The 21798-nt window shown below is 50.1% G+C and carries 15 protein-coding genes and 1 pseudogene; 6 read left to right on the top strand and 10 right to left on the bottom strand.

Going from position 1 to position 21798, the window contains the following annotated elements:
• The first annotated feature begins 161 nt into the window (after positions 1–161).
• The gene (locus tag LC073_RS16685; protein WP_226648455.1) at positions 162–1061 is read left to right on the top strand and encodes a hypothetical protein; all 900 of its coding nucleotides are present in this window, start codon (positions 162–164) and stop codon (positions 1059–1061) included.
• Between the two features lie 223 nt (positions 1062–1284).
• On the opposite strand, the pseudogene LC073_RS16690 reads toward LC073_RS16685, so the two are convergent.
• Positions 1285–2235: pseudogene (locus tag LC073_RS16690) on the bottom strand (IS5 family transposase).
• 507 nt (positions 2236–2742) lie between these two features.
• Positions 2743–5634 (bottom strand): aminomethyl-transferring glycine dehydrogenase, encoded by a 2892-nt coding sequence (gene gcvP / locus LC073_RS16695; RefSeq protein ID WP_226648456.1) that lies wholly within the window; start codon positions 5632–5634, stop codon positions 2743–2745.
• A 637-nt stretch (positions 5635–6271) separates the two neighbouring features.
• Between gcvP and LC073_RS16700 the strand changes: the two genes are divergently transcribed.
• Positions 6272–6634 carry a hypothetical protein gene (locus tag LC073_RS16700; RefSeq protein WP_226648457.1) on the top strand — a complete coding sequence of 121 codons (363 nt, stop codon included), beginning with the start codon at positions 6272–6274 and terminating at the stop codon, positions 6632–6634.
• Positions 6635–6780: 146 nt separating this feature from the next.
• On the opposite strand, the gene LC073_RS16705 is transcribed toward LC073_RS16700, so the two are convergent.
• The 6 genes from LC073_RS16705 to argS form a co-directional block, all read right to left on the bottom strand.
• Positions 6781–7476, bottom strand: coding sequence for a DUF1266 domain-containing protein (locus LC073_RS16705; protein ID WP_226648458.1), 696 nt, complete (start codon positions 7474–7476; stop codon positions 6781–6783).
• The gene (locus LC073_RS16710) at positions 7469–7810 is read right to left on the bottom strand and encodes a tetratricopeptide repeat protein (protein ID WP_226648459.1); all 342 of its coding nucleotides are present in this window, start codon (positions 7808–7810) and stop codon (positions 7469–7471) included. Before LC073_RS16710 ends, LC073_RS16705 begins: the two co-directional genes overlap by 8 nt.
• Positions 7810–9411: a J domain-containing protein gene (locus tag LC073_RS16715; RefSeq protein ID WP_226648460.1), complete on the bottom strand. Its 1602-nt coding sequence runs from the start codon at positions 9409–9411 to the stop codon at positions 7810–7812. Before LC073_RS16715 ends, LC073_RS16710 begins: the two co-directional genes overlap by 1 nt.
• A gap of 451 nt (positions 9412–9862) precedes the next feature.
• Positions 9863–11341, bottom strand: a complete 1479-nt coding sequence (locus tag LC073_RS16720; protein WP_226648461.1) for a nucleoside hydrolase — start codon at positions 11339–11341, stop codon at positions 9863–9865.
• A gap of 206 nt (positions 11342–11547) precedes the next feature.
• Positions 11548–12435 (bottom strand): dTDP-4-dehydrorhamnose reductase family protein, encoded by an 888-nt coding sequence (locus tag LC073_RS16725; protein ID WP_226648462.1) that lies wholly within the window; start codon positions 12433–12435, stop codon positions 11548–11550.
• Between the two features lie 162 nt (positions 12436–12597).
• On the bottom strand, positions 12598–14334 hold the full coding sequence (gene argS / locus LC073_RS16730) for an arginine--tRNA ligase (protein WP_226648463.1): 1737 nt from the start codon (positions 14332–14334) through the stop codon (positions 12598–12600).
• A 135-nt stretch (positions 14335–14469) separates the two neighbouring features.
• On the opposite strand from argS, the gene sbcB reads away from it, so the two are divergent.
• The 4 genes from sbcB to LC073_RS16750 all read left to right on the top strand — a co-directional run bounded on the left by sbcB (position 14470) and on the right by LC073_RS16750 (position 19434).
• Complete coding sequence (sbcB, locus tag LC073_RS16735; protein ID WP_226648539.1) at positions 14470–15921, top strand: exodeoxyribonuclease I; 1452 nt, start codon at positions 14470–14472, stop codon at positions 15919–15921.
• A 111-nt stretch (positions 15922–16032) separates the two neighbouring features.
• On the top strand, positions 16033–17049 hold the full coding sequence (locus LC073_RS16740) for an aspartate carbamoyltransferase (protein ID WP_226648464.1): 1017 nt from the start codon (positions 16033–16035) through the stop codon (positions 17047–17049).
• 118 nt (positions 17050–17167) lie between these two features.
• Entirely contained in the window at positions 17168–18589 is a 1422-nt protein-coding gene (locus LC073_RS16745) for an NfeD family protein (protein ID WP_226648465.1), read from the top strand.
• An 80-nt stretch (positions 18590–18669) separates the two neighbouring features.
• Positions 18670–19434 carry a slipin family protein gene (locus tag LC073_RS16750; RefSeq protein WP_226648466.1) on the top strand — a complete coding sequence of 255 codons (765 nt, stop codon included), beginning with the start codon at positions 18670–18672 and terminating at the stop codon, positions 19432–19434.
• A gap of 82 nt (positions 19435–19516) precedes the next feature.
• Here LC073_RS16750 and pgi read toward each other — a convergent pair whose 3' ends face one another.
• Both pgi and LC073_RS16760 read right to left on the bottom strand, forming a co-directional pair.
• Entirely contained in the window at positions 19517–21139 is a 1623-nt protein-coding gene (gene pgi, locus LC073_RS16755) for a glucose-6-phosphate isomerase (protein WP_226648467.1), read from the bottom strand.
• A gap of 315 nt (positions 21140–21454) precedes the next feature.
• Positions 21455–21649, bottom strand: coding sequence for a hypothetical protein (locus LC073_RS16760; protein ID WP_152451883.1), 195 nt, complete (start codon positions 21647–21649; stop codon positions 21455–21457).
• Positions 21650–21798: the final 149 nt, after the last annotated feature.

Genomic DNA, 21798 nt, shown 5'->3' on the forward strand with positions numbered 1-21798 from the left:
CGCTTAAACAGCAGACCAAGAGCGAGTCGGGGTGGGAGATCACCGAATGAGCTATTTTTGGGTCTGAAAGACAATCTTCTTGCAGCATGAAAGTATTGCAGTTATTACTTGAAACCAAGCTTTCTAAAAGATTACGTGCATAAAGAGAATTGGTGCGCATTATGAGAAATAAAGATATTGATTTAATTAGGGATTCAGCGGTTCTTCTTGAAAAAGATCATCTTCAAATGGCTAGAGACTTAATGCAGTTAGCTCATGATATGCGGCCTGAGGGGAAATTTATTAAAAAGAAGTTGGAGGCCTACAATCGGGGCTTGGGGCATGTAAAGAAGTGCGAGTTAAGGCTTCAGAAGCTAGTGTCAAGTGGAGAGGTTTCCATTATTCCTGCTGGTTTTAGGTGTCGCACAAAAATCGAGCTGGCTGGGAAAGTAAAGTTGAAACAGGCTAGTATGCCTTTTGATAGTGGTTTTTTTCCTCCTGAATCAATAGCCAGAATACTTGAGCGAGGTGCTGTGAATCTTGAGTATCCAGATTTAAGTGGAGATAACCACACAGTTTGTGTGAAATATGAGAGAAATTATGACCCCATTCATGGGAGGGGTATAAGATTTGAAAGGTCAACTTATGAAGTGATTAACGCCATATCGAAAAGTAGGGATCAGGCTGATATACATAAATATCTAGACAGTACTTTTGGTTATTACACTTTAGATATTTCAAATGTTTTTGTATTGGCACATTATAATTGGCATCAGTTTGCGAGTGTGGAAAAAAGCGGCGGCGAGTATAAGGTTGATAAAAACATTGAGAATATTAATAGTATTCTCAATAAGAGGATCAATCGAATGTTTGAGTGGTGTGATTCTGCAAAGAAGATTATTTTTGTCTTTGGTGAGTTTCAGGGTTATGAATACATGATGATTGACAATGATATATATCTTTTGAAAGAATTTTCTAGGTTGTCTTCTGTGCTAAAGGATAAGTTTGGGGATAAGGGTACGATAAGAAATTTTTCCGAAGTTGATTCGGCAGAAAAAATGCTTAAAGTTTTAGACGAGTGAATAATTTTCGCAAAAAATTACCTAATTGCCACCCTTGCCAAGTCATATGTAGCTGTATATAAATACAGTTATGGATCCTCTGAAAAATCAGCCTTTAGCCTTGCATCAGGCTTCCTATAGCTAAAAATGCCTATTTTTTACTCGAAACCCTACTTTCTATACATAGTTATCTCCATTTTTTCTGCCTTAGATCCGCGTTTGGCGAATTTAAGGCACACTAACCCTAGGCCAGCAGATACTTTTTTCCAATTAGTAAGTTGGTAAAGCCAGCCAGCAGAAATAAGCGCTGAGAGTTTTTTTCTAATCCTCGATAGCGTACTTTGCTATACCCGAAGATATTTTTAATATGTCGGAATGGGTGCTCTACTTTTGCCCTAACCTGCGCCTTTATTTTTTCTACCTTTCGTGACTCAGTTCGGCGCGGGCGATGCTTCAGGCGACTATGCTTCTCTGCAATAAGCCGCTCCACATCTTTAGATTTAAGCTCTTCTCGCTTTTCTGCACCCGTGCAGCCAGAATCTCCCCAAACTCGCTTCTCTTTACCATGCAGCAATTTGCCTGTTGCAGTAATGTCATGTTTGTTAGCGGCTGTTGTGTCGAGACTATGTATGAGTCCGAGGGTGTCAGCTGTACCGATATGCATCTTCATCCCGAAATGCCACTGATTACCTTTTTTAGTTTGGTGCATTTATGGATCGCGCTTCTTCTTTTTGTTCTTAGTTGAAGTTGGAGCGGAGATAATAGTGGCATCTACAATGGTACCTTTACGCAGTGCCATGCCATTCTCAGCGAGGTGTTTATTAATTTCCCCAAATAGAGTTGTACTCAGCTGATTCGACTCTAATAAGTGGCGAAAGTTAAGAATCGTTGTCTCATCGGGAATTGGACCGCTCAGAGTCAACCCGGCAAAGTTACGCATGGATTCAATCTCAAATAGCGCATCTTCCATAGCCGGATCACTGAGATTGTAAAACAGCTGCATACAATGAATGCGCAGCATGACACTCAATGGATAAGGCTGCCGGCCACGCTTACCCCGTGGATAACAAGGCGCTATTTGAGCTTCTAGTCGCTCCCATGGGATGAGGGCATTCATCTGAGAAAGAAACTTCTCTCGGCGAGTTATACGACGCTTGAGGTTGTATTCTGCTTCGGCAAAGGTGACTTGGAGCATGATCTATCGTAGCCTTGACGGATAGCCTAATACTACCAAATTGACTGGGAATTATTCAGAGGTTCCCTAGGACGTCCGTTAGACAGAATGAAACCTTTTTCGATAAAGTTGAAGACACCTTGATCTGATTTTTTGTTCAGAGCTCTCCATAGATCCAGGGGTGTTTCACCGTCAGAGTAAGAGTCTGCTTTTCCCTTCGCAATTAATATTTCTTTTAAAACTTTTATGGTCACTTCCACCTCCGATGTTGAAGGCTTAGGGCGATTAGAAGATTTGGTTTAAAGTTTATCAAAACCTTTTATCACCGTTTCCTTGTTGCTAGGCGCCGCCTATGTGAGGATCATTTAACTAAGTTAACGCAGAATAATATTGTTGAGCGGTGATGGTTGCAAATACGTAGCTATACAGGAAGAGAGTGTTTGTGCCAGTTCGATAAAAGCATTGTGGGTCGAATAAAAAAGCGGGCATAAAGCCCGCTTTTAAATCCACCTGTGAGAGCGTTGGATTTTACTCCGCGTAGCTCTCGATCGGCGGGCAGGAGCAGATCAGGTTGCGATCGCCGTATACGTTGTCGATACGGTTAGCAGCTGGCCACACCTTGTGCTCTTTCAGCCACGCCGCCGGGCGTGCAGCGATATCGCGGGAGTAGCTGTGGGTCCACTCGTCGCTCATCACGTCCTCAAGGGTATGAGGGGCATTGTGCAGTGGGTTGTCTTCAGGGGTGTACTTACCGCTGGTGACATCTTCCACTTCCTGGCGAATCGTGGCCATGGCCTCGATAAAGCGATCCAACTCACCTTTAGATTCACTCTCGGTAGGCTCAATCATCAGGGTGCCGGCTACCGGGAAGGACATGGTGGGGGAGTGGAAACCGAAGTCCATCAGGCGCTTGGCGATATCTTCCTCGGTGATGCCGCTGGCTTCTTTAAGTGGGCGCAGATCTACCAGGCACTCGTGGGCAACAAAGCCATTGGTGCCGGTGTAGAGCAGGGAGTAGTGCTCGCTCAGTTTCTTGGCGACGTAATTGGCATTCAGGATAGCCATTTCGGTGGCCTGCTTCATGCCCTGCCTACCCATCATGCGGATATACATCCAGCTGATCGGCAGGATGCTGGCGGAGCCCCAGGGAGCGGCGGAGATAGTGCCGTTATCCACATTGGTTTCCGGCACTTCAGTGACCGGGTGGCCTGCCAGGTAGGGTTTCAGGTGTTCGCCCACAGCAATCGGGCCCATACCGGGGCCGCCACCACCGTGGGGAATACAGAAAGTTTTGTGCAGGTTCAGGTGAGATACGTCACCGCCGAATTGGCCCGGAGCCGCGACGCCGATCAAGGCATTCATGTTGGCGCCGTCGATATAAACCTGGCCGCCAACCTGGTGCACCAGATCGCAAACTTCGCGGATACCTTCCTCGAACACCCCGTGGGTGGATGGGTAGGTGACCATCAGCGCGGCAACGCGATCGCCGTGTTCTTCGATTTTGGCTTTCAGGTCTTCGATATCCACATTGCCTTTATCATCACAGGCAACCACAACCACTTTCATGCTCACCATCATGGCCGAAGCCGGGTTGGTGCCGTGGGCCGAGGCGGGGATCAGACAGATATCGCGCTGGCTCTCGCCCTTCGCTTCGAAGTACTTCTTGATGGCAACCAGGCCGGCGTACTCGCCTTGGGAACCGGCGTTGGGCTGCAGGCTCACGGCATCGTATCCGGTACAGGCCGCCAGCATCTGTTGCAGCTGGCGGAACATTTCCGCGTAACCTTCCGCTTGGTCTGCCGGCGCGAAGGGGTGCAGCTTGCCGAATTCGGGCCAGGTGACCGGGATCATCTCGGCTGTGGCGTTCAGCTTCATGGTGCAGGAGCCCAGGGGAATCATGGAGTGATTTAGGGCGATATCCTTGGCTTCCAGAGACTTGAGGTAGCGCAGCATCTCGGTCTCGGAGTGATAGGTGTTGAACACTGGGTGAGTCAGGAATTCGGTATCGCGCACCAGGGAAGCGGGCACACCCAGGGAGCCCTTGCTGGCAAGTTCACTGTCCAGGGCGTGCAGGTCGATGCTGTGCTCGGTGCCGATAAAGGCGTTGATCAGGTCGGACACATCCTGCAGCGTGGCGGTTTCGCTCAAGCTCACACCCAGGGCATCTTCACCAACCTTACGCAGGTTGATCTCGGCGATTAGGGCGCGCTGGTAGATCTCTTCCTGCTTGACGCCAACAGTCACAGTCACAGTATCGAACCAGCTGTCGTGGGCCAGATTAAAGCCTTCTCGTTGCAGGGCGGAAGCGAGGATATCTGCCAGGCGCTGGATGCGGGCAGCGATGGTTTTCAGGCCTTCGGGGCCGTGATAAATCGCATAGAAAGCGCTCATTACCGCCAGCAGTACCTGGGAAGTACAGATATTGGAGTTGGCCTTCTCGCGGCGAATATGCTGTTCGCGGGTCTGCATGGCCATGCGCAGTGCGCGCTTGCCTTTGCTGTCGACGGAAACGCCGATAATACGGCCTGGTGCAGAGCGCTTGTAAGCTTCGCGGAAGGCGAAGAAACCGGCGTGGGGACCACCGTAGCCCATAGGAATACCGAATCGCTGGTTGCAGCCAACGACTACGTCCGCTCCCATATCACCCGGTGCTCTCAAGGCTACCAGGCTCATCAGGTCGGCGGCCACGGTTACCAGGGCGTTGGCTTCGTGCACCTTGGCGATAATATCTGTCAGGTCGCGTACACGGCCGGTACTGCCGGGGTATTGCAGCAGCGCGCCGAACAGCTCGGCGGGAATATCTTTTTCCACATCGCCCACAACCACTTCGAAGCCGAAGTGTTCGGCGCGGGTCTTAACTACGGCAATGGTCTGCGGGTGGCAGTCCTGGTCCACAAAGTAGACATTGGACTTGTTGCGTTTGGCCTGACGTTTACACATGGCCATAGCTTCCGCTGCGGCGGTGCCCTCATCCAACATGGAGGCATTGGCCAGTTCCATGCCGGTGAGATCCATGATCATCTGCTGGAAGTTCAGCAGGCCTTCCAGGCGCCCCTGGGCAATTTCAGGCTGGTATGGGGTATAGGCTGTGTACCAACCCGGGTTTTCCAGCACGTTGCGCAGGATCACATTGGGGGTAATGGTGTCGTGGTAGCCCATACCAATAAAGGTACGATAGATCTTGTTGCGCGCCGCGATATCTTTCAGCTCCGCGAGGGCCTCAACTTCATTGATCGCATCGGCCAGGTCCAGCTCATCGGTCTTGCGAATGGCTTCGGGCACAGTTTTCTCGATCAGCTCGTCGAGGCTGGCAACTCCGAGGGTTTCCAGCATGGCCTCTACCTGCTTGGCATCGGGGCCAATATGGCGATGGATAAAGGCGTCGTGTTGTTCCAACTGCTGCAGCGATGGTTGGGTCATAAACTTCGTTCCTGTAGTCGCAGGGAGTCGTCGCGGTGCGCGCGCGGTTAAAAATAGCACCTGGCCTCGGTACCGCTTTTCCTTTGGAAAGCCTCGGGCCTCCGCGTTGCGGATAGGCGAGGGTAACGCTTGGGAAGATCGGTCTGGTAGCGGCCCCACAGGCGGAATACGGAGTCTGCAGGGAAGCTGGGCCATAGCGGCAGGCGCGCATCTTAGCAACCGTTGCGGGTGTGGGCAATCTGCGGGATTTGAACGAGGAAACTGCTAAATTTGGGCGTAAAAAGTGGGTTAAATCCTGTGAGATGGGGGTTGGGGGGATTTTGTTCTACGTAGGACAGAGCCGACTTGGCGAAAGGTGTCAGGTTGCTGGATAGGGAAGGCAAATAAAATGGCTGTGGATAACTTTTGGAGGCGGCTGGATGTCGGTTCTGCATTGTTTTGAGGAATTGATCCCCCAGCCAGTCGACTCATGGATTGCTGAGTAACCATCACTCGTACTTAAAGGCTGTGAATCTTTTCTGGCCTCAGGCCTATATGGGTTGCTCGTCGCATTAAAGGGATATCCCATATATTTCAGTCCCCTGGTAATTATGAATTAATAAGTTAAATAGGCCGGTGTTTAATGGGTAAGTGTGGATTGCTGCTTACTATCGATGAAAAATACAGGATAGGTATTGAAAAAGTGAAGGGCGTTGATTCCTGCAAAATTACGCCTTTACAGTATTTTTTGTCCGACAAGGAAGTTAAAGAAAACCCCTCTGGTTATCTCAGGGAAGGGGAGCATCAGGTGATAGCAAAGCTGCGCCGTATTAAGCTGGTCGAGGACCTGGCTAAACTAGGCCTTCTGCTAGGGAGTCCAGCACCAGAATTTGCATATTACATAATTGCTGGACAGCCTAGTGCTTTCGACTTTCCCGAAACCTTATATTATGAAATTCGCCATACTTTTGAGGATATGGGGTGGGAATATACTGGATGCCCACTTGATTCATGTGATTGAGCAATGTTGGCGGTAATAGTTGAAGAAACTATCTTTTGAACTGACTAGTATTAATTTGGAGGATTCGCATTTGATCTGACAGAACATTGCTTTATATGTAGCTAACTATCAGATCAAATTTAAACTGCTACAGTCTGTGCGTCAGTTTAGCGAGAGTTATTGGATAAGTCCAAGTTCCAGTCCAGCGAATTCCAAGGGCTTTTAGAATCACCTGTGAGCCCTCTGACCATTTCCATTGCATCTTTGGCAAAGAACTCGGAAGCATCCTTACGCCAATACTGCCGGCCAGCGATGTAACTTAAGCCAAAGCTATACCAGCTGTCATAGGATTTTTGTACTCTGAGAGCAACCTGATGTATCTTCTCCCAGGCCTCATCTTCTGTGAGTACACCCGTAGTGGCTCCCCAGCGACAAATTGAAACGTACCGACCATCATCCCAGGCACCGATGCCGCCGATTCTTAAAGTATGGCGATAATTTCTTACTATTTTAAGACAGTTTTGTCTATCAGTATCATGTGAACAGGCTGCTATCAATGCACTGATCGAGCTCTCTGACAATGCATTTAAATGATTTTGAATCTGCATATAAGAATGGTTATGACCTTCTTTCAATAACCATTCCAGCATATCGAGGTACTCTTCGCGAGATTCTATTCCCCAATCACGCTTCATCATGTGCTTAAGTCCTGCGATTACCTTTTCACTTCTGACACCTGATTGATACAGTGTGTCATGCCGTTTTCCATTCATTTCCGTGAGCAGAGAACTAACGCCTAGCCCCCAAAGTTGAGCATCTGACAAGTTATCAGGGTTATAAGTATGCGCTCTATTATTATCCATGTTCGCTATTCCTTCTATTTTTCATGCTCTCGATGCCGCTGATGTATTCTGCTACGTCGTCTGGATTTCCGTCGGCAGCCAAGAATGCTTCCATCGCATGCTCAGCATTTTCAAGATTGTCGACTTTGCAGGCAACTTCAATCCACTCCAGGGCAGCACTCTTGAGCTTGGTGTTGTAAGAAAGGGCTTTTTCAAATGCAGTCATTGCCTCATCAAAAATGCCTAGTTGGTTTTGACAAGTGCCTAGGCGGTACCAAGCTAAAGCGAAATCGTGTTTTGAACGTAGAACCACCTTTAGGTCTTTAGCTGCAGCGCTATAATCTTTCGCAGACATTAATAGCAGTGAGCGAATAGAGTAGCTATGCCACTCTTTCCTATCGAGCGATTTATATTTTGTAGTGCTTCATCATTCAAGTTTAAGCAGCGCTGAGCATTTGCAAGTAATTCAAGTGCTTTTGCAGAATCCGGGTTGTATCTTAGGGCTTTTGTGAGCAGGCCTAAGGCTTTATCATGCTGATCTTGCTTGATATAAAGCTCGCCCAGTTTGATGAGTGAGTAGTATCCATTTTCTCCGTTTTCTTCTGAAATTTCGAGAGCCTTGATGAAGTGAGGCTGGGCATCGGAAATTTTGTAGATGGCTTCATAAGAAAGCCCTAATAAGTGGTGCAAATCACCGATATATTCTGTAGCGGGAGCGTTTTTTTCAATAATTGACAAAATAAATTGAATGGCTTCACTATAAGCACCAATTTCAAAGTAGCTCTCAGCAGTTTGAAGTTGAGCTTTGGTATCTTCTGGACTATCCGATAGTACCCTCAGGTTTTCTTTAATTAATAGTTGGTTGATGCGAACTAATTGAATGCGAGCCTCTAAATCAAAGGGGGACTGGATTGATACTTGCTCATATAGGCACTTCGCTGAATGTAAATCGTTGAGTTCCAGGTAGCACGCTGCTAGGCCCTTTAGAGCTATGTCATGATCCTCATCTATGGATAAGGTTGATTCATAGCTTGCCAATGCTTCACTAAAGTTTTTTTTCTTGTAGTAGATGGCGGCTTTTGTTAGGTGACCTTCTAATTCGTTAGTGTATTCTTTGGCCAGTATCCGGCTATATTCTAAGGCTGGGGTTAATTCTTGATTATCAAAATAAAGTGATGAAAGTAATCGGTATAATTCAGGATCCTGGATATTCTTGTCGATGATCGCCTGAAGTAGCTCATCTCTATTTTTAGATTCCTTACTGATTGTAAGATACTCCAAATGTTCCCGTTGTGCGAAGTAGGTCTCAATGCCCTGAAAATCTATGGATTCCGGGAAATTTATGCCTTTGTAGCTTAAACTCCATTGTGAGGTGATTATTCGATTTAAGACGTATCTAACAAAGTCCTCAGCAAAAGTGCGTTTCAGCCAGTTATAATTTTCCTGCCAGAGGAAAATATTCTCTAGGTACTCTATGATCTCTTTGGGGATAAATCTATTTCGACCAATAAAGCTAAATAGCCAGAGTGCCATATGTTGCTTGACTTCTAAGCTCCATGAGCTCTCACTTTCATATATGTCTCTCCATGAAGAGATTTGTATTCTCTCATTGAAGTTTTCATAAATTTCAACTGTGGCTGTTTGTATATATTTAATGAATTCTTCTGTATTTTCAGTGTTGCAGTCAATATTGGTAGTTGAGGGTTGCCTATTGGCTTGGTTGGATTTTGAGTTATTTGAGCTTGTTTCTGTTGAGTTTGTATGTCTTTCGGTGGCTTCACCATTAGGTTGATAATATTTCGCCTCCTCAATAGCCTCTTCAAAGGCAGCTCTTAGAACTTTGAAGGCTTCTGGATCTTCATCTGGCCGGTGGGTTTTTAGCTTGGTGGCGTAGGCACGTTTAATGGTTCTTTTGTCGACCGTAGGGGGTATCCCTATGATTTCCCAGCAATTCATTTCATATATCCTTGATTGAATAAATTTAACTAGCGAGCACTTTGGTTGATGTTGGACCTAGATTGATGTGTTTGGCTGTTTAATTAGGAAAAGCGCTTCACTTCTGGTTGATTTGTTTTATCAGGATTTCCAGTTAATCCTTCGGTGATAATTTAAGATGACGGTGGAGAGATGTTGAGGGGAAGATGCCAGATTTATGGTGGCAAGAAAAGTGATCTGTTTCTCTTAAGGGGGATTTGGAGAGGTGAAAGAAAAATAGATACGTAATTTTTGTAGTTTATCTTTTATCTTTCCGGGTAATGTTAGTTAGCAGTTAGTAAAGACTTTAATGTTGAAATACTATGTTCGCGAACCATCGTGCCAGGTAGAGGCAAGCTAAATCGGGAACCTTCAATATATCCACGAAATTGGTGAATATTCAAAGGTTCCCATGTGTTAATTCGGATGGAAATTAACGTTGTTTAGCTTGGCATCTAGGCCCCTTCCGCGCCGCATTAAATCGGTCACGTAAACGATCGATCATCGCGGTACGAGCGGCGTCGTGGTTGATACCCATAACCACATTCACTGCTAGGCCCTCGCCGTTTTCAGCAAAGGTGGTTTTACCCACGGTAGGGTCGAAGGTGATGGGGTCGTAGGGAGTCATACTGTCGGCCAGGCCGGCATTTAGCTGGTCTACTTCGATAAACCCAGGTACCAGGTCCATCTCCAGAGTTTCAGGCTCCAACAACACCAGTGCGGCGATAATATCCCACAGGCGGATGACGGCATCCATAGCGAAGTCACCATTACCTTGGAAATCTCCACCTTCAAATTCACGAATAGAGCTGAGAAGTTGAGACGTGTAGCAGGCTTCCGGCGTTGCGCGGCGTTTAGCCAGGGCTTCGATGGTGTTGCCCTGTACTTTGGCCATATCGGTGGAGTTGGTGGGTACCAGATAGGCTTCAATGTTATTTTCACTCAGGGCGTCAAAGGCCCACTGGGCACTTAGTGGGTCGAGCAGAATATTGAATTCCTGGTGGGTGCTGAAGTCGCTGTCACAGTTGAAGCTGGGGTGAGAGAAAATATTGCCGCCCAAGTTGCGGGATTTATCTCCGAAGCAGGCCGCTTCGTGATTTGCGGTGAAGGGCTCATAATTTTCAAAGCCACCGCCCATCATAATAACACGGTCAATTTTAGCCAGCTGTTCTTCATTGGCCTTGCCGAGTACACGGGCCAGGGTGGTCAGTTTGCCGGTATTGAAAACGACTGGAGGCTGCTCCAGGTTATCCAATGTTTCCAGGATAATGTCTTCGGCCAGTTCAAACTTAAAGGAAACACCATTGTTGCCCTGGTAGCGATAGTGATCCTGTTTTGCACGGGGGATCAGGTGATCGGTGCCGTATAGAGTGGAGCCGTTGTCGCGCCAGGGGCCGGGTACATACTGGCCATAGAGATTAATGCCCATGGCATTGCGGCGTTCCAGATTCCAGGTGCCGGTGGTGAAATCTGAGGAGTTAGGCAGCTGGTAATCATCGCGGCCAGCTACAGCTTTTTCGTCATTTACCGGAGTGTTGGAAGCTTTGCCGTTAGCCCCGTAGGCGACCTCTTGTGTGGCAAAGTAGGCACCGCGAATCACTTTAGTATCGTTGTTGCCCAGCCACTCGAGGATGTTGTAAACCGTGTTGGCTCCGTGCGCTACAGTATTGAAGGAGTCTTCAACCACTGCCAGTTCTAGGGTATAGCGCGGGTCTTTGGCAATCAGCATCAATGCTACGGCATCGTCAAAGTTATTGAAGTCGCCGATCCAGATAATCGGTTGGGCATCTTGATTCTTAGTTGCCTGGTGCAGGCGTTTTCCATGACGGTCATTGTCCGCATGGCAGGAGGCCAGGGTTGCAAAGCTACCCAGAATCAGAGCACCGGCAGAAAGCCAACATTTTAATTTCATCTATATTTCCCTAAGGTTCGAGTGTTTTAAATTGGCATTTCATCAATTCTTCCTTGAGCTGATGGATGGCCACTTCTGTATTAATAGCCATTAGTACTTGTTAGCAACCAATGGTGTTCAACTACAAAAGTTAATGCCGGCTTATAGGCTGGCACTGGTATGTCCCTATACCATTTGTTTTCTTTGTATTCGCTTTCCGCTCGCTTTTATTTTTGGATAAAAGGTTTCAGATTGCGTGCCAGCTGTTCAGGCAGTGGTTCACGCCCGTTGATCCCCAGATTTGCTAAGCGTGATTTATCCAACTGACTATTGTAGGGGCGCGGTACTGAAAAATTAGGTTCGCTCTCTGCGCTGATATGGTCAGCACTCAATTCGCATACTTCGGCAATAATTTGCGCAAGTTCAAAGCGGGTGCAGGCGGTGTTGCCGCTCCACTGGTAGATTCCTTCAAACTGGGTGCCACCTTGGATGTTAAACAGGCATTGCTCCAATACTTCTGCCACTTCCTCCACGCTGGTGGGAAAGCGAATTGCCCAGTGATCCAGTGTGACCGGCTTTTTTTCTCGCAGCGTCTCTAATAGGGCGGTAATACCAGATTCCTCCAGGTAGGCGACGGGTCCAAAAAGCCAGGGTAATCTTAAAACCCAATGGTTACCGTTTTTCAATACCGCTTCCTCTCCAGCCAGCTTGCTGCGGCCATAGAAATTCACGGGATTGGGTGTGTCATCGGAAGTGTAGGGTGGGGCAGTACCATCAAAGACATAGTCGGTGCTGATATACACCAACTGAGCATTGATTTCGATACAGTACTTGGACAACAACTCTGTGCTGCTGACATTGAGTTGCCAGGCGGTATCTGGATTATCGGCACAGCGGTCAGGCCAGCGCTCGGCGGCACAGTGGATTACCACATCCGGCTTAATTTCCCGCAGAGAAGCTTTGACTGCGCTGCTATCCGATAAGTCCAGGCGAATTAAGTTTTCGCCTGCGCGAGAAAAAGCGGTGCCGATTACGGAAAAAGTAAGGTTGTTGGAAAGTTGCTTAAATACACTACGGCCCAGCAGGCCGGAGGCGCCGGTAATCAGGATTTTCACGGGTTACTTTCCCTCGGTTAGGCCTGTGGGGAAAAGGTGGCCTATATGGGGCAATGGATGGTGCGGGATGGTTTGGCGGGAGACTGGAGAAGTCTGCCCGCCAGAGAGCCGCCCGGCCAGCCTGCCTGCATGGTTGCTGGAGGTGGGGCCGGGCAGGAACAATTACATTTGCTCCATGACTTCAATACCGAGCAAGCCGAGGCCAGTCGCGATCGTACTGGCCACCAGGTTACACAATTGCAGGCGGCTATGTTTTTGCTCTTCACTTACCCCTTCTTTCAATACCGGGCAGGCTTCGTAGAAGCTCATATAGGCACTGGCTAGCTCGTACAAATAAGTACAGAGCACGTGTGGGAAGGTGTCTTTGGCTACCTGATCGAGGACTTCGCCAAACTGGCTGAGTTTTACTGCCAGTGCGCGCTCTTGGGGGCTTTCCAGATGAATATCGCCCTTGAGTTCACTCGCCTCAATACCGGCCTTGCGGAAAATACTGCGCACGCGGGTATAGGCATACTGTAGGTAAGGTGCAGTATTGCCTTCGAAGCTGAGCATGGATTCCCAGCTGAAGATGTAATCGTTAGTGCGGGTCTTGCTCAGGTCCGCATATTTCACCGCGCCGATGCCCACCTTGCGGGCGATTTCCGCACAGGTTTGTGCATCCAGCTCCGGATTCTTCTCGGCTACCAGTTTCTCTGCACGCTCTACCGCCTCCTCCAGCAGGGCGGCCAGTTTTACCGTACCGCCGGTGCGGGTTTTAAACGGCTTGCCGTCGTCGCCCATCATGGTGCCAAAAGCGCAATGCTCAAGTGAAACGGATTCCGGCAGAAAGCCTGCTTTGCGTGAGGCGACAAATGCCTGTTGCAGGTGAAGGGATTGACGGGCATCCACTACATAGAGGATACGGTCGGCCTTGAGCTGGTTGGCGCGGTAGCGAATGGCGGCCAGGTCGGTGGTGGCGTACAGGTAACCACCGCCCTTCTTCTGGATAATCATCGGGCTGGGATTGCCCTCTTTATCGGCCATCTCTTCCAGGAATACCACGATAGCGCCCTGATCCTCCACGGCGATGCCACGATCTAGTAGCTCTTTAACCAGCACCGGCAAATCGTCGTTGTACTGGCTCTCAGCGTAAACATCTTCCTGCTTAAGGGTGACATTTAACTTGGAGTAGATCTCTTCACAGTGGCTGATGGAGATATCAATAAACTGTTTCCACAGCTTCAGGCACTGTTCGTCGCCGCTCTGTAGTTTCACGACGTATTCACGGGCACGATCGGCAAAACCCTCTTCCTCGTCGAAACGCACCTTGGCTTCGCGGTAGAAGACTTCCAAGTCGGCCAGGGCCACTGCCGCATCGCTATCTGCCAGTTTGTCGGACAGGTGCGCCAGCAACATGCCGAACTGGGTGCCCCAGTCGCCCATATGGTTCTGACGGATAACCTTATGACCCTGGAACTCTAACAGGCGCGCCAAGGCATCCCCAATAATGGTGGTGCGCAAATGGCCCACGTGCATTTCTTTGGCTAGGTTCGGGTGGGAGTAGTCGATGACTACGGTCTTCGGTTCTTCAACCGAGCGGATATTCAGGCGCGTATCAGCCTTGGCCACCAACAGTTGCTGGCTCAGCCACTGTTCGCTCAGGTGGATATTCATAAAGCCGGGGCCGGCGATCTCGACCTTCTCGATCATATCGCCCTTGTCCAGTTGCTCCAGAATCTTGCTGGCCAGTTCGCGCGGGTTGGTACCCAGTCGCTTGGCAGCGCCCATAGCGCCGTTGGCCTGGTAGTCGCCAAATCCGGCTTTTTTCGCAGGTGCCACGATGGGGCCGCATTCTTCGGGGATACCGGCGGCAAGCATGGCGGCCTGGAATTTATCGGAGAGGAGTTGGCGAATATTCATAGAGGGATATAGCTGTCTTAAATTCGTGGAAACGCCGAATTTTAATGGGCGGTGGCGGCTTTGCAACCAGCGTGCACTGGAGAGCGGCTCAAATCTGGGTTCAGGTGTCCAGATGGCGTGGTGCTCAGTGGTATGATGCCGCCAAATTATGGAGGTACCGTGAGTTCTACCACACTTTATTGGCACGATTATGAAACTTGGGGCACAGACCCGAGTGTTGACAAGCCGGCGCAGTTTGCCGGTATCAGGACCGACGAAGCGCTGAATATCGTCGGCGAGCCATTGATGATTTACTGCCGCCCTTCAGCGGACTGCCTGCCGCAGCCTATGGCGAGTCTGGTGACCGGCATCAGTCCACAAAAGGCCCTGGCCAATGGTGTACCGGAAATTGAATTTATTCAGCGCATCCTCGCCGAGCTGGGTGCGCCCGGTACCTGTGGTGTGGGCTACAACAGTTTGCGTTTTGACGACGAAGTGACCCGCTACACCCTGTATCGCAACCTGCTCGACCCCTATGAGCGCGAGTGGCGCTCCGGCAATAGCCGCTGGGACATTATCGATATGGTGCGTCTCACTTACGCCCTGCGCCCCGAGGGTATCCAGTGGCCGACACGCGAAGACGGTGCACCGTCTTTCCGCCTGGAAGAACTGACCGCTGCCAATGGAATTTCCCACGAGGGCGCCCACGATGCGCTCTCAGATGTCCACGCCACCATTGATATGGCGAGGCTGATCCGCAGGCAGCAACCGAAGCTTTACGATTATGTCTTCCGCCTGCGCCGCAAGCAGGAGGCCGCCAAGATGATCGATATGCGTGAGCGCCGTCCGCTGTTGCATATCTCCGGTAAGGTCTCCGCCAATCACGGGCACTTAACTTATGTGATGCCATTGGCGAGTCATCCGGTAAATCGCAATGCCGTGATTGTTGCCAATTTGGCGATGGACCCCGAGCCTTTACTCAACCTGGATGCGGATACGTTGCGTGAGCGCCTCTATACCGCTCGGGATCAGCTGAGTGAAAGCGAACTGCCGGTGGGCCTGAAGCTGGTGCATTTGAACAAATGCCCGATACTGGCTCCAGCCAATATGCTTGACGACAAACGCGCCAGCGAACTGGGCATCGACCGGGCGGCTTGTGAGGCCAATTGGCAGAAGTTGAAGAACGTCGATCTGACCGAGAAACTGCACAACGTATTTCTGGATCGGGAGTTTCCCCAGAAGGATGTGGAGGCGGATCTCTATGGTGGTTTCCTCAGCGATGCGGACCGCGATATCTGCCGAGAGCTGCACCGCGGCTTGGCAGTCCGCGGGCCCGAAGCCCTGGCTGGGGAAGTGCCATTCAACGATAAGCGCCTGCCAGAACTGCTGTTTCGCATGCGTGCGCGCAACTTCCCCGAGACCTTATCTGAAGAGGAGCATCAGCGCTGGCAGATTTGGTGTTTCCAGCGTTTAACCGATCCCACTGCAGGGGCCTCAATCACCCTCGAAGATTATTTCCGCCAGTTGTCCGAACTGCGGGTGCAGCATCCACATCGGATATCGCTGATTTCCGAACTGGAAAACTGGGGCGATAGTCTGCTTGCCTAATGTGTCGAATCACGCCAGCGGTGATTCTTCCACTGGGCTCTATTGCGGTGCCCGAGTAGAATGCCGCTCGCGAACACTTGGCGCCAGCAAGGCGCAATCACTGGAGTAACCATGGACTTTATCGGAGCCAATATTCTGTCCGTCAGCCAGTTCGAACGTGCCGATATAGAGCGCGTATTCGATGTGGCTGACGCCATGACCCCTTACGCAAAGCGCGACAAAGTCACACGCGTGTTGGAGGGGGCGATTCTCGGCAATATGTTTATGGAGCCGAGCACCCGTACCCGTTTAAGTTTTGGGGCCGCCTTTAACCTATTGGGTGGCACGGTTCGGGAAACTGTCGGGATTACCGCCAGCGCTATGGCCAAAGGAGAATCCCTCTACGATACGGCGCGGGTACTGTCCGGCTATAGCGATGTGATTTGTATGCGCCACCCCCAGGAGGGCTCGGTGGCGGAGTTCGCGGCAGCGAGCCGCGTGCCCGTGGTGAATGGTGGTGATGGCGCTAATGAGCATCCCACCCAGGCACTGTTGGATCTCTACACCATTCGCAAAGAACTGGCTGCCCATGGCCGCACTCTGGATGACTTCCGCATCGCCATGATCGGCGACCTTAAACACGGCCGCACCGTGCACTCTCTGTGCAAGCTGTTGTGCCTGTTTGGTAAGGTGCATATCACTCTTGTTTCCCCACCGGAATTGGCAATGCCCGAGGTGATAGTGGAGAAGCTGCGCGCGGTTGGGCACGAGGTGACCGTGACTGACCAGCTGGAATCTTCGATCGCCCATGTGGATATCGTCTACTCCACCCGTATCCAGGAGGAGCGCTTTGCCTCCCAGGATGAGGCCAACCGCTACCGCGGTCGTTTCCGCCTAAACCGGGCGATATTTACCCGCTACGCTGAGCCCAATACGGTGATAATGCACCCCCTGCCGAGAGATTCGCGCGCGGAGGCCAACGAACTGGATATTGATTTGAACGAACATCCGAGCCTGGCAATCTTCCGTCAGACCGATAACGGTCTACTGGTACGTATGGCTCTGTTCGCCCTATTACTGGGGGTGGAAAACCAGGTGGATAAGTACGCCCGCGAAGTGAACTGGCACAGTCGCCGCAACCCGGTTTAACGTCACTTTCCTTGTTTTCAGATAACGCCGTTTTTTTCTGTTAATCTGATTGAGTTACCCCGGCCAGAAATACAATGGCTGGCCTGGGTTTCTCCGCAATCGCATCAGGGAAAGATGCATGTCGAATCAGATATCGTCAGCGGTATTCTTGCGCGGCGCGCTCTTCTTGACGCTGCTCCTTGTCGTTTTGATCTCGAAAAGTGCCGCACAGGAAGATGCTTCCCCCCATGTGGCGTTGTTGTCTATTGATGGTGCCATAGGCCCGGCCACAACCGATTATTTTAAGCGCGCCACTGAGGATGCCGGCGCGCGCGGTGCTGAGTTAATTATTGTGCATATCGATACCCCCGGCGGTCTCGATGCAGCGTCTCGGGATATTATTCAACATATCCTTTCTTCCCCAATCCCTATTATCACCTATGTGTATCCCTCTGGGGCGCGTGCAGCCAGTGCCGGTACCTATATTCTTTATGCCAGCCAGATAGCGGCCATGGCCCCGGCTACAACACTGGGCGCCGCGACACCAGTGCAGATAGGCGGAGCACCGGGAACGCCGGCTCCCGGAGATAACCCAAAAGAGAGCGATCAAAAAGAGGAAAGGGAAACAGCGAATAAAGAAGACGCAGAAGGCAAAAAGGAAAAGCCATTATCCGGCACCGCCATGGAGCGCAAGATGGTGAATGACTCCGTTGCTTTTATTCGCGGTCTGGCACAACGCAACGGACGCAATGCGGAATGGGCGGAGAAAGCCGTTCGTGAAGCGGCAACCCTGACTGCCTCAGAAGCTCTGGAGATGAATGTTGTCGATATTGTTGCCAAGAATGACGAGGATTTACTGAAACAGCTGGCCGGACGTAAAGTGTCTCTCGATTCCGGTGAAATTACCATTTCGGCAGAGATTGCCCAACTCCCCATAGAAAATTACGAGCCAGATTGGCGCAATGAATTACTGGCCCTGATCACTAATCCTCAGGTGGCTTATATTCTTTTATTAATTGGTATTTACGGCCTGATTTTCGAGGGGTATAGCCCCGGGGCTTTTGTGCCCGGCATCGTGGGGGTAATTTGTCTGTTACTGGCCTTCTATGCTTTACAGGTTTTACCGATCAATTATGCTGGTCTGGCGCTGATTATTGTTGGGGCGCTTTTGATTGTGGCGGAAGTTTTTATGCCCAGTTTTGGCGCCCTGGGAATTGGTGGAATTATTGCGTTGGTGATTGGCTCGGTGATGCTGATCGACACCGATGTACCGGGTATGCAGGTGTCACGAAAATTGATCGCTGCTATTGCTGCGGTGAGTGGCATTTTTCTCTTGGGCCTTTTATTAGCGGTGGGCAGGAGTTTACGCAAACCGCGGCTGACCTCCGATCAGGCCCTGATAGGGCGCATGGCGGTAGTCAGTAATGTGAGCGAGGAAGAGGTGTTAGTACACTTCGATGGAGAGATATGGCGGGCGCACTGCGAGACGCCACTGGAGCCAGGGCAGCGTGTTCGTATTATCGCTCAGCGCGGATTGCTGCTCTATGTGGAGCCGGGTTAGTTTTAGGTTAGCAATTGATTGTTATCAGGTGGGCCGTGAGCCCCGATAAATTTTGCAGCTAGTGACAGGGAGAGAATAGCATGGTCAGTTATTTTATTGGGCTGTTAGTACTCGCACTAGTACTACTGCTGATGTATGCCATCCGTATTTTGCGCGAATACGAGCGTGCAGTAGTCTTTTTTCTGGGGCGCTTTCAGACGGTTAAGGGGCCTGGCCTGATTATCATTATCCCGATTATTCAAACCATGGAGCGTGTGGACTTGCGCACAGTCGTGATGGATGTCCCCACCCAGGATGTGATCAGCCGTGATAACGTTTCGGTAAAGGTAAATGCAGTGGTTTATTACCGGGTCGTCAACTCGCAGTCGGCGATTATCAATGTTGAGTTTTATCACGAGGCTGTCAGCCAGTTAGCCCAGACCACTCTGCGTTCAGTGCTGGGTAAACACGAGCTGGATGAAATGCTTTCTGAGAGAGACAAGCTCAATGTGGATATTCAAAAAATCCTCGATGAGCAGACCGATGCTTGGGGGGTGAAGGTTACTAACGTTGAAATTAAACATATCGACTTGGATGAGAGCATGGTGCGTGCAATTGCCCAGCAGGCCGAAGCGGAGCGGGCGCGGCGGGCCAAGGTGATTCATGCAGAGGGCGAAGCCCAAGCGGCCTTGAAGTTAACGGAAGCGGCCAATCAGCTTTCGCAAAATGCCAACGCGATTACTTTGCGTTACATGCAGACCATGATTGATATCGCCGGAGCAAATAATAGCTCAACTATTGTATTTCCCTTGCCGTTGGATTTGATTGAGCCCCTATTAAAACATCGTGCCGAGGCACATAAATAAGAAAGCTCTTTTCTCTGGGGAACGGAACTAAAAAGGCCGCATTGAGATGCGGCCTTTTTAGTGGAACTCTTGGTAAACTATTTTATAAGAGCTTTTCCATTAAAGAGCGGGTAGAACTATCCCAATCCTCAGGCACCTGTCCTTCTGCGGCTTTGTATATCTTTGTGCTTAACTGCTTGCCTAGCTCTACGCCCCATTGGTCAAATGGGTTAATTCCCAAAAGGCAACCGCCAGTGAAAACCTTGTGTTCGTAAAGTGCTAACAATGCGCCCAGATGATGTGGATCTAACTGCTCCAGGATGAGGGTATTACTCGGGCGATTACCTGGGATGGCTTTGTGTGGAGCCAACGCATGGGCCTCGCGGTGTGTATAGCCGGCATCCTCTAGTTCCTGGCGTGCCTCATGTAGGGATTTGCCGCGCAGCAGAGCCTGGCTCTGGCTGATACAGCAAGCCAGTAGCCAGCGGTGTTGTTCGTGCAGTTCGGAAGTTGGCTTCTTTATGGCGATAAAATCCGCTGGAATCAGATCGGTGCCTTGGTGCAACAGCTGATGGAAGGAATGTTGCCCATTGGTGCCTTCGGTGCCCCAGATCACACTGCCGCTGGGATACTCCAGAGACTTCCCCTCTTTATCTACGCTTTTGCCCAGACTCTCCATATCCAATTGTTGCATCCAGGCGGGAAACTTAGACAGACGCTGAGCGTAGGGCAGAATCACCTGGCTGCTGGTACCCCAGCACTGGCGATACCAGAACTGAATGAGAGCCAGCAATACCGGTAGGTTTTCCCCCAGTGGGGCATTGGCAAAATGGGTATCCATGCTATGAGCACCGGCCAATAGTTGCTCATACACCGTGTAGCCGCAGGCCAGAATAATCGGCAGGCCAATAGCAGACCACAGTGAATAGCGACCTCCCACCCAGTCCCACATGGGGAAAATATTTTCCGGGGCGATGCCAAAGTCCTGTGCTGCAACAATATTGCTGCTTACCGCCACAAAATGCCGGGACAATTGTTTTTCATTGGCGCCAGAGGCCAAAACCCAGCGGCGCGCGCTTAAGGCATTCTCTCGGGTTTCCAGGGTGGAGAAAGACTTGGAGGCAACAATAAAGAGAGTCTCCTCCGGGTTGAGATCTTGGATCGTACCGCTCAGGTCAGCACCATCAATATTCGCTACGAAGTGTACGTTAATACCTGTTTTGTGCCATGAGCTCAGAGCCTCGACCACCATGCGAGGGCCGAGATCGGAACCGCCGATACCAATATTCACAATATGGCGAATGGGTTTGCCGCTAAACCCCAACCATTTTTCTTCGTGGATACTATCCGCAAACCGTTGCATCTGTGCACGACAGTCGGCCACGGCGCGCTCGTGCTCGGTTTTGGGCGTTCCCTGGAAGCGGAGTGCAGTGTGTAATGCTGGGCGGTGCTCGGTATTGTTGACGTTGGCACCGCTGAGCAAGGCTGCAATTTGACGGCTCAACTCCTGGTCTTCGGCATAGTCGAGCAGCAGCTGCAATGTCTCTTGCCGTAAGTGGTTTTTGCTGAAGTCCAAATAGATGCCGGCCGCCTCGCAGCTAAAACTGGTCATGCGTTGGGGGTCGGTGGCGAACAGTTCACGTAAAGACCACTTTTGTTGTTCGAAATGAGATTGTAATTGTTGAATCGCTGAGGAGCGGCTCAGAGTTAAAGTTTCACTTGTCATGGTGGTCGTTGATTAACTCTCTTATGAGTAATTCTTTATTGCGGTGTTTGCAAGCTTATCGGCACTTGCCGATAAAAGGTTGGCAATGCTAACGCATTCCCTCCGCCGAACCTGTGTCCGAGACGGTACAGTCTATTACAGGAAAAGAGTTTTCGGTAAGAATGGGTGGCACAAAAAAACAAATGCCGCTCGTTAAAGCGGCATTTGGTGGTGATTCATACTAAATAAAGCTTTGTTCCTTAAGTGTCTATCAGGGCAAATTTAGTCAAAACCTCATTTAGTATGAATCACCACGCTGTTCTGCTTGAAATGATTTTACTTCACCACTTTCATGCAGCGTACTCTATCAGAAGCCATCCAGCAGTCAGCATCTGCGGGGCAGGCCATGGAAGTTGGAATTTGTTCAGCGCCTGGTGGGCAGTAAGCTGGCGGTGCCGGAGGGCTACAGCAACCTGCTAGAACCAGTGCACTGATAATACCGATTAAGTACTTGGCTGGAGTGAAATTCATCCCCTAACTCCTTTCCGTTGATGTTAGCCATTAGCATAGCCAATAAAACGTCACCTGTTGGTCAGCTTTGTAAAATGTGTTTTACAAAGATGCCGCCTAATTGAGTGTAATAGGCGCAGAGAGAAAAATGCCGTCAGGAGATAAGTCTG

Source organism: Microbulbifer variabilis (assembly GCF_020524905.1).
GTDB classification, from domain to species: Bacteria; Pseudomonadota; Gammaproteobacteria; order Pseudomonadales; family Cellvibrionaceae; genus Microbulbifer; species Microbulbifer variabilis_A.